The sequence below is a fragment of the Limnothrix redekei LRLZ20PSL1 genome, assembly GCF_043235035.1.
In the GTDB taxonomy this organism is placed as follows: domain Bacteria; phylum Cyanobacteriota; class Cyanobacteriia; order CACIAM-69d; family CACIAM-69d; genus CACIAM-69d.
This window is the reverse complement of record NZ_JAZAQF010000088.1, coordinates 99866-107750: the sequence shown is the minus strand read 5'-3', so window position 1 is coordinate 107750 and position 7885 is coordinate 99866. Positions and strand designations below refer to the sequence as shown.

The window sequence follows — 7885 nt, the reverse complement described above, 5'->3', positions numbered from 1 at the left end:
CCCAAGCCGCCCAAGCCGACCAGCGCGATGCTCCCACCTTGCAAGCCTGGGCGCTGATGGAAAAAGAGCAAGGGCAAATCGAGCGCGCCCGCGAGCTGTTCGCCCAAGCCGCCCAAGCCGACCAGCGCAATGCTCCCACCTTGCAAGCCTGGGCGCTGATGGAAAAAGAGCAAGGGCAAATCGAGCGCGCCCGCGACCTGTTCGAGCGGGCCCTCAAATACGCGCCTAAAAATAGTTTCGTGCTACTGCCCTTGGCGGAACTGGAACTGGAATGCCAACGATTCGCGGAGGCGCGGGCCTATGCCGATCGCGCGATTCGGGCCATTCGTTCCACCCCCAAAACGGAGTTTTATCGCATTCGCGCCCTCTGGATTCGCGGCTCGGCCGCTGCGGGCCAACAGGACATCGAAACCGCCATTGGCGATTGGCAATTCGTCGATCGCTACTTCACCGCCGAAATTCAAAAGCAGCCCCGCAAAGGCATCCTTCAAACACAACGGGTGCGGCTACTGATCGATTGGGGTCAGGTCGATCCGGCCCGCTGGGAAGAAGCCGATCGCCTGATCAGCCAAGCCCAAGCCCAGTGCCCCTACCGCCAGCGGATCTATTGGCAAGACTTAGCGGGGGATTTGGCCTGGGCCAGGGGCGAAAAAACCTTAGCCCGCAAAATTTGGCAATCCATTCTCGCTCACCAAAAGTCGATTCCGGGCCTGGCCGCCAAACTCGATCGCCCCTAGCCGGTTGAATGGGGGATGTGGTTTCTGCACCGCAACCCGTGAGCCTAGATCGGAATTTCCACGGTGAACGTGGTTCCCTCCTGGGCCGTTGAATGGCAACCGAGCGATCCTTGGTGCTGTTCCTGCACAATTTGGTAGCTGATGGCCAAACCCAGCCCCGTGCCCTGGCCGATCGGCTTGGTGGTATAAAACGGCTCAAAAATCTTCGATCGCAGCGCTTCGGGAATGCCCAAGCCGTTGTCCTGGATGGAAATTTGCACCCGATCGGGCTGGCTGAGGCGCGTGGCGATGCGCAATTGGGGCACAAATCCGGCTCCCTCGTGGGCCCAGCGATCGGTCAAGGCATCGATCGCGTTGCTCAACAGATTCATAAACACCTGATTGAGCTGATTGGCATGGCAAGTGACCGGGGGCAAAGGGCCATAGTCCTTGGTCACTTGAATCGCCGGGCGATCGCCCTGATCAATCAATCGGTGATTCAAAATCATCAATGTGTTGTCCAGCCCTTCATGCAAATCCACCGCCTTCATGCTGGACTCATCCAAGCGGGAAAAATTCCGCAGTCCCAACACAATGTTGGTGATCCGTTGGCAACCGGATTGTAAGGAGCCGAGCACTTGCGGTAAATCGGCAATGAGGAAGTCAAAATCCAATTCTGCCAGGCGATCGCGCATGGCCGGCGAAAGATTGGGATATTCCGCTTGATAGGCCTGAATAATGCTCACCAAATCCTGGAAATAGGTTTCCATGTGGTACAAATTCCCCGCAATGAAAGCTGTGGGGTTGTTAATTTCATGAGCAATTCCGGCCACCATTTGCCCCAAACTCGACATCTTTTCCGCTTGGATTAATTGGGCTTGGGCCTGGCGCAATCGTTGAAGGGTGTCTTGAAGCTTGGCGGTGCGCTCTTCCACCTTTTGTTCCAAGGAGAGATTGGCGGCTTGCAAGGCTTCGGCCCGGCGGTGGGCTTCCATGGCGATGCTGGCCAAGCTGGCGGCGGTGTTGATCACCTCCCGGTGATAGGCCGTGGGCTGGCAGGGAAACCGGTGCGACAGGGCAAAGGTTCCCAACACCTCGCCGTTGGCGGCCAAAAAGGGCGACGACCAGCAGGCACGGATGCCGTGGCTGAGGGCAAAGTCTCGAAAGGATGACCAAAGGGGGTTGGTGGCAATGTCCGTGGCAAAGACTGGCTCGCCGCGATAGGCCGCCGTGCCACAGGATCCCGCACATTCGCCAATCATCAGCCCATCAACCCCTCGGGCAAATTCGCTGGGCAGGCTGGGGGCGGCCCCGGCGCGCAGGCATTTTTGCTCCGGATCCAACACCAAAATGGAGCAATAGGCTCCGGGAAGTTCCTGCTCTAGCAGTTCACAGAGTTGATTAAAAACGAATTGCAGCTTGGCTCCTTGGGCGATCGAACCGAGGACACGGCTTTGGGTGTCAATCAATGCTTCCGATCGCCGCCGTTCGATCGCCCCCGCCAGCACATTGGTCACGGCTTGCAGGAAATAAACGTCATCTTCCGAGAACGATCGGGGCTGTTCGTGGTGAATTTCCAGCAGCCCCAGCAGTTGATCGCGTCCCACCACGCCCAGCAGCAAACCGCTTTGGCTGTTGGCGGGCAAGGGAAGGGGAAAGTTCTGTAAATCGTGACCCAAGGGCACATTCGCCGCCAGCAACTGCGATTCCACGCTGAAGAGCGACTGCACCAGGGGCACGTTAGCCACGGTCACTTCCATGGGTTCGTTGGCGGCGGCGGGAATGGTGGCCACGCGCCGCAGGGATTGGCGATCGGACAACACGCGCCAAATGCTGCTGTAGGAGACTTTCAGCACCTCTGTCACCGCCTGCACGGCCCGCTCAAACAGGCGATCGAGCTGATTTTCGAGCAAGGCCCACTGGCTTAAGGCTGTGATCACCATCTGTGCATTGCGATCGCTCAAGCAAGAGTAGGTCGCGCGATCGGGAGCCATCAAAGGAGAGTGGATTGCAGGATTCGCAAAGCTCATAGGGATTAAATGCGGTGGAGTTTCGGTCAGAGTGCTAATGAAAATCTGTATTCACGAAAACGCTAGTTACGAAAACGCTAGTTACGAAAATGCCATCTATAAAAACGCCCAAGAAACCAGTGATTCGCCTCAGGCATTCTTGTGCTCAATCGGAGCTTGAATCCTGTTATAGGATGGCTCAAAAACCGAATTTCAAAAGTCCGCATTGATACTCAATTTGCCCTAGCAGTAGTAGCGCGACAGGCTTAATACATTGGGTCAAAGTTGCGGAGCCAGTCGTGGTAACAAGGGGCTTAAGCATCTTGCTGCTTAACGATCAGGTGGCGGTAACAGCCATATTATTTAACCCAGCGAATTAAGGCAGCCACGCTAGTAGGTTGGGTTGAGCTTTGCAAAATCCAACGCAATCCATGCAATTTTTGCAATCTTTGTGGTTGTTGGATGACCCTGCGGGAAGCAAGCCACGGGCCTCAAACCAACCTACCAGTTGAGCAATTTTGACAATTTTGTCAGTCAGCTAGCCTGATGGGGGACAGAGATGTGGGTGCGGGTCTTGATTGGTGCAAGAAACCGCATGGCGATCGCTCGCAAATCGTGTTGTTTGCGAACTGCGAACTAAGGGTCGGGATTGCCCTGATGGGGGCCTACGGTAGCGGCTAAAGGCGAAAAACTCGGGAATAAGCTCCCAAAAACGCGAAATTCCCGAATGTGAAGGGTTTTCATGACAAATTAGTTACGAAAACGACCTAATTCGGCTTGGTTAGCGAGCGATCGCCTAACGGATTCGGGTGAACCCTAGCGATTGAGTAGCCATTTTTGGATTAATTCCATCAATTGCTTCAGGCGCATGGGCTTGCTGAGGTAATCGTTGGCCCCCGCTTGCAAGCAACGCTCCCGATCGCCCGGCATGGTCAGGGCCGTGAGCGCAATAATTGGCACGTCCGCCAGTTCCTCATCATTGCGAATTTGCCGCATCGCTTCAATGCCATCCACCCCGGGCATTTGGATATCCATCAAGATCAGGTCGGGCCGCTCCAGGGTAGCCAAAGTCACGGCGGCGGCTCCGTCCCGGGCCACCAATAGCCGATAGCCCTTCGTATCCAAATAGGACGACACGGTGACGATGTTCGCTTCGTTGTCTTCCACCAGCAAAATCAAGGGCGCTGATGCGGGCCCCTCCAGCAGCGATGTGGTTTCCGTTACCTCAGCGCCTTGGCCGCTGACCGCTGCTGCTGGTACGGCCTGCGTGAGGGGCAGTGTGAAGAAAAAGCAACTGCCTTGACCCAAGGTGCTGGTGACGTTCACGATGCCTCCGTGAAGGTTCACAATCCGCTTCACCAGGGCCAGGCCCAGGCCGGTTCCTTCGTATTGACGGTTCAAGGCGCTATCCACCTGAATGAAGGGCTGAAAGAGCCGTTTCACGTTTTCTTCGCTGATGCCGATGCCGGTGTCAGTGACGCTGAACCGCAGGGCTTCGTAAAGGTTTTGGCCGTTGGGGTCGGGCTGGTCGATCGAGCCGTCCAGGTTGGCATAGCCCACCTCCAGCAAAATTGAGCCACCTTCTGAGGTGAACTTCACCGCATTATTTAACAGGTTGATCAACACCTGCCGCACTCGCCGTTCATCAATGCGGATGGGCGGAAAGTCCCGGGGCAATTTGGTGCTCAGGCGAATCCGTTTTTCCAAAGCCTGTTGTTTCACAAAGGCCAAACTGGAATCGCAAAGGGGGCGAACTTCCACGTCGTTGTAGACCAATTCCACTCGCCCCGCTTCAATTTTGGCCAGATCCAAAATGTCGTTAATCAGGGACAACAAATGATTGCCGCTGCGGTCAATGATTTGCAGCACTTTGATTTGTTGCTCGGAAACGGGGCCAAACACATCCTCTTGCAGCCCTTCCACAATGCCCAAAATGGCATTGAGCGGGGTTCGTAATTCATGGCTCATATTGGCCAAGAATTCATCCTTGAGGCGGGTGGCTCGGGCTAATTCTTCGTTGTTGAGGGCAAGCTGTTGGTTGCGCTCGGTGAGTTGTGCTTGGGCGGCTTGCCGTTGGGTCAGTTCCTGTTTCAGTCGATCGACCAAGGTAGCTTGCTGAATGGCGATCGCCAATTGGTTAGCAATTTGTTGCAGCAATTGAGCTTCAGATTCTTGCCAAACCCGCTTTTCATGGCAAGCATGAACCACCAAAACTCCCCAGAGTCTGTTGGGTGCGGTGGGGGCAACCCAGCGGTGATCTTCGTGGGAAAAGGCTTCCTGCAAAATCGGAGCCACAATTTTGGATTGAATTTGGCCCTCTTGGGAATATTCCCGCAGGCAATCGGTCCAGCGATCGTCCATCACGTCGGCCACAATTCTGGCCTTGCCTTGCCAATACAATTCCAAAATTTCCGAAGACCAAACTTCATCTTCCCAGTGGCGATCCTTGAGGTGGACTAATCCTTCAAGGACGGCTTCTTCGACAATTGCGCTGCGGCCATCATCAAACAGTTGAAACACAATCACCCGATCGCACTGCATCACCGCTTGCACTTGCTGGGTTACGGTGTTTAAGATTTGGTGCAAATCTAAGGACTGCCGAATGCGTTCGGTAATTTGTGCCAGAACGGTTTGTTCCTGTAACTGGCGGCTGATGCGTAATTCGGCCTGTTGACGCACCTCCAATTCCTGCTGTACTTGGTAATAGAGACTGGACTGTTGAATTGCGATCGCTAATTGATTCGAAAGCCGGTGGGCTAATTCCACCTCATCCGGCAGCCAATGGCGCGGGCGATCGCACTGATGAATGCACAGTAAACCCCACAGTTCTGAACCACAAAGCAGCGGCATCACCAAATTAGCCCGCACTTCAAATTGGGCCAGAATATCGCTGTGGCATTGGGTGAGACCGTTGTTGTAAATGTCATCCACCACAAAATAGCGACCATTGGCATAAAGCTGGGAGTAGTTATCTCCAAAGCAATGGTCATGAATGCGAAGACTGAGGGCGGAAGAATAGGGTGGAATTACCGATTCCGCTACAAAGCAACCATCGTCATAGTCCGTTTGGGGATAGAACTGAAAAATTCCAACCCGATCGGCTTGTAGCACGGCTCGAATTTCATTACAAGCCACATCAAAAATGGTTTGCAAATCCAAAGATTGCCGAATTCGTTCAGCAATCATGAGTGCTAAGTGCTCACTTTCGGCTTGTTTTTTTAAAGTAGCCTCAGCCTGCTTCCGTCTTGTAATTTCCTGGGCTGTTCCCAAAATGCCCAAAATTCGGCCATGAGCATCTTTGAGTGGAATTTTGTTGGTTTCTAACCAAATCGTCGAGCCATCAACTAAGCCATATTCCCGTTCGCAGCGGAGGGTAGCTCTTCCCGATCGCAAAACTTGTCGATCTTCTTCTTGGATCCGTGCCAGGGTTTCTGGATCCCAAGGTAGTTGATCGTCTCCGACTCCAATTAATTCCTCGGCAGAACTTAGACCAATGGTTGTGGCGCTGTAGTTATTAATGCCCTGATATTTCAGGCGTTGATCCTTCCAAAAAACAGCAATTGGAACCGTATCCAAAATGCCTTGCAGGAGCTGTTGGGAGGCGTGGCACTCGCGCTCGGCCTGTTTTTGGGCGCTGATATCACGACAAACGCAAATTAATAATCCATCGTCCGTGACGGTGAGGGATAACCCCTCATCAAAACTACTCCCATCAGACCGTTGGGCAATGGCTTCCCCTTGCCAAGCCCGATCGCGGAGCAAAATTGGAAAAATTTCTCGTTTAAAGCGATCTAATTCTGCCTCGCTATAGAGACTGCGCCAAGACTTTCCCAAGAGCTGTTCTGAGCTGTCATACCCAAACATTTCCAAATGGGATTGGTTGAGGTAAACGTAAGTATCTTCCTTGAGAATGGCGATCCCATCTTTGGCGCATTCAATAGCAGCCAGTTGCTGCTTCAAAATTGCGTTGAGTTGTTGTTGATCGTAAATATCAAGGGAGAGATAGGGATGTGACTCAGTTAATAACTCAGAAGATGCAAAACAGGAAGCTGTCAAGGGCTGAGCACGTTTAGAGATCGGTGGCTGAGAAAGTTCCAGATCTAGCTTGGGTTCTGGTTCAAGCTTTTGTTCGATCGCCTGCTTAACCAAACTGCGATGCAACAGCACAGCGGCCACTGTTTTGCGGAGGGCTAAACTGGTTAGATGCTCTTTCACTAAATAATCCATGGCCCCCAGCTTCAGGGCCTGTTCTGCCAAGGATTCTTGGTGGGCTTGAATTAACACAATCACCGGCAGTGGCAATTGGTGTTTGATGTCCCCGTGGAGACTTTCGAGCACTTGAATGCCCGCGCGATCGATCAAATCTAACAGCACCACATCGGGCCGGTGCGATCGCCACCAATCAATGCCCTGCTCTCGACTTGGCGGAACCAAAATTTCATATTGCCGGTGAAAATCACTTTGCAAGATTGCTTGCAAATAACTGGTATAAACTTTTACTTCGCTCTTGGAAGCCCCAATTAATAAAACTTTTGTCGGTGATTGCATCGGCGGAGTGACAGCGGTGTTGAGGCGTAGTTGGCTCATGGATCAAGATAGCGCGGTAATTCAGGGAGAACGAATTGATTGCACTGATGCTTGCAAAAGCTACACAGAGCAAAATCTTCCCACCCCAACCGAATCGGGCGAATATAATGAAATTCCAAAGGACGTAGAAAAATCAAAAAAAGGGTTAAAACTGCGCACAGCTTGCCCCAATTCGTCATTTTCTGCTTTCAGGGTTTCTTATCCCTATTTCTAGGATAGATGAATTTTGATTGGTAATGGTCTGGAAATGAGAGAGAATCAGGGTTAGATCAGGTATTAATTTACACAAGTATAGTTTTCTTGAATATTCGTTAAAGACTTAATTCTGAAGAGTATGCTCCCTGCGCAGGGGCTGATAATTAAAAATCTTTCTTGATCAATTCCCGCAATCAGGGCTTTGAAAGCACTAATCACAAAAAACTTAATGAGTGAAACAAATCACGCAAACTCAATACTTTCAATAATTCCCAATTTCTAGTAATCCCCAACTTCTAGGCTAACAGGGCGAAAAGGCGTTGTCTACCATGATGAAGATGTTCTGGATTTTCAAAAATATCTGTTTAGAACAATTAG

At 52.1% G+C, this 7885-nt stretch carries 4 protein-coding genes; 2 read left to right on the top strand and 2 right to left on the bottom strand.

Features of this window, described 5'->3' with window-relative positions:
* On the top strand, window positions 1-737 hold a 737-nt coding region (locus tag VPK24_RS16950), incomplete at its 5' end, for a tetratricopeptide repeat protein (RefSeq protein ID WP_393015139.1).
* 44 nt (window positions 738-781) lie between these two features.
* Here VPK24_RS16950 and VPK24_RS16945 read toward each other — a convergent pair.
* Both VPK24_RS16945 and VPK24_RS16940 read right to left on the bottom strand, forming a co-directional pair.
* Window positions 782-2746, bottom strand: coding sequence for a GAF domain-containing sensor histidine kinase (locus VPK24_RS16945; RefSeq protein ID WP_393015137.1), 1965 nt, complete (start codon window positions 2744-2746; stop codon window positions 782-784).
* Between the two features lie 795 nt (window positions 2747-3541).
* Entirely contained in the window at window positions 3542-7312 is a 3771-nt protein-coding gene (locus VPK24_RS16940) for a GAF domain-containing protein (RefSeq protein ID WP_393015135.1), read from the bottom strand.
* Here VPK24_RS16940 and VPK24_RS16935 point away from each other — a divergent pair.
* Window positions 7311-7526 carry a hypothetical protein gene (locus tag VPK24_RS16935; protein WP_393015133.1) on the top strand — a complete coding sequence of 72 codons (216 nt, stop codon included), beginning with the start codon at window positions 7311-7313 and terminating at the stop codon, window positions 7524-7526. The two genes, VPK24_RS16940 and VPK24_RS16935, sit on opposite strands and share 2 nt — an antisense overlap.
* Window positions 7527-7885 lie beyond the last annotated feature (359 nt).

Coding starts and splice junctions, on each gene's coding strand:
- VPK24_RS16945 (WP_393015137.1), bottom strand. CDS start 2,746: ATGAGCTTTGCGAATCCTGCAATCCACTCTCCTTTGATGGCTCCCGAT.
- VPK24_RS16935 (WP_393015133.1), top strand. CDS start 7,311: ATGGATCAAGATAGCGCGGTAATTCAGGGAGAACGAATTGATTGCACT.
- VPK24_RS16940 (WP_393015135.1), bottom strand. CDS start 7,312: ATGAGCCAACTACGCCTCAACACCGCTGTCACTCCGCCGATGCAATCA.